Source organism: Citrobacter sp. (genome assembly GCF_050252275.1).
GTDB classification, from domain to species: domain Bacteria; phylum Pseudomonadota; class Gammaproteobacteria; order Enterobacterales; family Enterobacteriaceae; genus Citrobacter_A; species Citrobacter_A amalonaticus.
This window is the reverse complement of sequence record NZ_JBFWLF010000375.1, coordinates 1-3529: the sequence shown is the minus strand read 5'-3', so window position 1 is coordinate 3529 and position 3529 is coordinate 1. Positions and strand designations below refer to the sequence as shown.

2 protein-coding genes and 1 pseudogene are annotated in these 3529 nt (G+C 60.4%); all 3 read right to left on the bottom strand.

Going from position 1 to position 3529, the window contains the following annotated elements:
- On the bottom strand, window positions 1–438 hold a 438-nt coding region (locus AB7E14_RS21790; RefSeq protein WP_428169949.1), incomplete at its 3' end, for a DUF3999 family protein.
- Complete coding sequence (locus AB7E14_RS21785; RefSeq protein ID WP_316961960.1) at window positions 435–3101, bottom strand: DUF2339 domain-containing protein; 2667 nt, start codon at window positions 3099–3101, stop codon at window positions 435–437. The genes AB7E14_RS21785 and AB7E14_RS21790, both read right to left, overlap by 4 nt.
- Window positions 3102–3215: 114 nt before the next feature.
- Window positions 3216–3529 (bottom strand): annotated as a pseudogene (locus AB7E14_RS21780) (amidohydrolase); the annotation flags it as partial.

Genomic DNA, 3529 nt, shown 5'->3' with positions numbered 1-3529 from the left:
AATCAGTAAATAGCTCTGCCAGACAGTTTTAACGTCATCACTTTCCAGATGAATTTCAATGCCGGTCTTCGAGCGTAAGACAAAAGATTCCCCGCTACGTCTCCCCTCCTCACGCGGCGGGACGGGCGACATATCCAGAGGGTAGAGTCTCAGCGTGAACGTTTGCGGCGTAACGGGTTGGGTTTTCTGCGCCACCAGCGTAAACGGCACCGTCTCCCCCGCATGATTAAAAACGCGGACATCGCGCAAATCTGGCCAGGCGGTCCCCAGGTACACCGCCTGCGGGAGCGACACGCGATACCACGGCGATGTGCCGAGCGTTTCCAGCATAACGCCCGTCGCGTAATCCCTCGGTGACTCCTTCACGTCATCACTGCCGATGGCTGTTCCTGCCACGCCCAGTAGCACACTACATAATACCGCTTTCATCCATTTCATTTTTCTTCTCCAGCTTTGGGCGGTAACGGTGAAAAATACCCGACAATGAGCACCAGTATAGCCACACCGATAAACGCAACCGCACGCGCCAGGCCGCCGCCACGCGCGCTGTCCACCAACATCAGTTTCACAATCACAATCCCTAATAATGCCGCCCCGCACAGCCATTCCCGGCGTGAACGATAGCGAGTCGCGCGCAGCATCACCACCAGCGCCGCCAGCATCCAGAACAGCGCAAAACAGGTCTGAATCAGCCGAGAATGCCACAGCGCTTCCATGTTCCACGCCACGTCGCCATACCAGGCCAACGCGCGCAACAGCATACCGTTCAGCCACCAGAAGCCAAGTGCGGCCAGGGCAACCACTGGCCACGGACGACATACCGACACCTGCACCGGGAAAAAGCGCAGGCAGGCGCGATAAAACACGATCAATCCCAGTAATGCAAAAGCCGCCCCTTCTTCCAGCGGATTGAGCAGCGGTAGCCAGGTCTGACGGTAGACTACGCCGTCCTGCAAATTGGTCAGCACTAACAGCCCGATCAATGCCGCCGCGACGGGAATCAGCGCCTGACAGGCATACAGCGCGGGCCAGACCCGGAACGGCCAGAACTGACGACGAACGGCCATTGCGACGAGGAAAATCAGCGCACCGCCTGCCGCCATTGCCACACCGCTGCCCCAGGCCGCCATGCCCCACGGCAGGTCGCGGGCAAACCAGAACAGTTCCGCCGCCAGCGCCAACAGAATAATCCAGAAGAATGAGAGATGCGCCAGCCTGGAAAGACGCGGCGGCAACGCCTCAGCATCACGCCAGAGCAACGCCACCGCCGCCGGCAATGCCAGACACCAGGCCAGATTCTGCCAGCCTGCGGCAAAAATCTGCTGCTGAGAAATCTGAAACAGCAGCGCCACCAGCATCATCGGCCACAGCAACCATTTGCAGGTATCCAGCGCCTGCCACGTCAGGCGTGCGGCGGCAAATCGCCAGCCACAGACCGACACGGCCATCAGCGCCAGCACGCCCGCCATCACCTGCGAATCGGAGGTCAACAGCCACTGCGCCGCGCCCGCGAGCGCCACAATCCAGAAAATCACCCCGCCCGCCAGCAGTCCCATGCTGCCGCGCAGATGAATCTTGCGCCACAGCCACGCCCCTGCCAGCCAGCAAACGCTAAGGACGGCAAAGATCAGCATCAGCGAAAGCGCAGTGGTGTCGTTCGCCTGCGCCCACAGCGCGCTGCCGAGCGCCAGCACCAGCAGTGCGGTACCGCTGTAACTCATGCGTCGCTGCTGCTGTTGTACTCCCAGCCACAGGATCCCCACCCCTTCCAGCGCCCAGGCCATGGCCGTCCACTGCGCCGACAGCGCCAGCGGGATCGCCAGCGTGGTAAACGCGCCGCCCAGCGCCAGTGCCGCCAGCACCAGCGGTCGGCCCTGTGACGGGTAGCGACGTAATGCCAGCCAGGCCAGCACCAGATAAAAACCGCCGTAGCCCAACGCGCTGAGCGCCGGACCATATTCCCAGTGGCGGATAATGGCGTACTGCATGCCAAAACCGATCAGCGGCGGCGCAAACAACAAAACGCCATCAATAATCTGCCTGCCTTTCTCTTGCGCCCGTAACGAGAGCGCCACGCTCAGCACGCCAAAAAGCAGAATGTTGGCTATCAGGAACAATTGGCAGTTCAGGTAATACGCTGGCTGATAGTCATCCAGCCCCCAGAGACCGCCAACGCCAAAGGTAAAAAGCAGGCCGAGCAGATTAAGCTCGCGCCAGTGTTGCCAGGCGCTGATCGCCAGAATGCCGACCGAAAGCAGCAAATAGAAAGAGAACAGCGCGACATAGTTACCGCTTCCCGTCGAAAGCAGCAGTGGGGCAAGATAGCCACCGAGGCTTGCCAGCATCGCCAGACTGAGCGCTTTTTGCAGAATCGCCAGTCCTACGCTCGCCGCACAGATAACCACCAGCAGCACAAAGGCCAGCGTCATCGGCAGCATTTGCCAGAGGCGAAACGCGCCAAAGACGGTAAGATAGAGCGCACCTGTCGCGCCACCCTGCAAAATGAGGGCATAGATCGGCTGTTTATGTCGCAGACGCCAGCCTATCGCCAGCAGGACAATCGCAAACAGCGCCGCCGCAACCAGACGCAGTTCAAGCGGGAACAGGGAGTGCTCGACCGTATAGCGCAACAGGAAAGAGAGACCGAGGAAGAGAAGCAGGATCCCCAGCTTAGCCAGCGGATTGCCCTGCATAAACCAGCGCACCAGCGATGACATCACACCGCCAAAGGCGGAGGGTTGCGCGGCGGCAACAGGGACGTCTCTTTCGACGATTTTCTCGGCGCTTGCCGTGTTCTGCGGCGTATGCGAGCGCCAGGGGTTGACGTGAGCCGGTTTGGGTTCAGGTTCAGGTGCCGCCACCGGAATCGGAGCTGGGTCGCTCTCCATAACCGTCTCCGCAGGCTGAACCGGTGCCGCTGCCGTCGGTGTCATCGCAGGGGCAACAACGCCACGTTGTTCAAGCTCCTCCACCCGACGGCGTAAGCGGGCAAGCTCATCACGCGTCGTTGAACTTCGGCTGATGGCGACAATCGCCAGAACAGGCACCACGACCAGTGCGAAGAACAGAATGATGCAGCCGGGGATTAAAAGGTCGTCCATGTATTCACCTTCACTGTACGGGATCGACTAAGATTGACACAAATTGTTGCATTCGCGCTATCTCTGAAGGTGAAAATGCCGGATATGCCGTTAACGACACATCCGGCTGGCGCGTTAAAATGCGAAGCACGAACAGCCGAGCGCGCCCCAGAAGGCCCGATCGTCAGACACCGGGATCCCCGACTGGCGGGCAATATCATGCTGGTGACCGTGTACGCCGCAGCTCCCGCAGCACTGGTGCATCTGCACCACGGCGCCTGCTTTCGCGGCGGCTGGCGGCGCCGCGCGATAGTGCCCCGGCACGTTCACCACCGGAGACCAGTCCGGGACAACCGGGATCGCTGGCGGCGCGAGCGGAGTAAACTGTCCGGCGGCATACACCACTTTGCCATCGACAATCGTCATCACCGACTCAATACCTTTGATCT

Bases quoted from the DNA above. Each gene is read 5' to 3' on its own strand.
- AB7E14_RS21785 (WP_316961960.1), bottom strand. From the start codon at position 3,101: ATGGACGACCTTTTAATCCCCGGCTGCATCATTCTGTTCTTCGCACTG.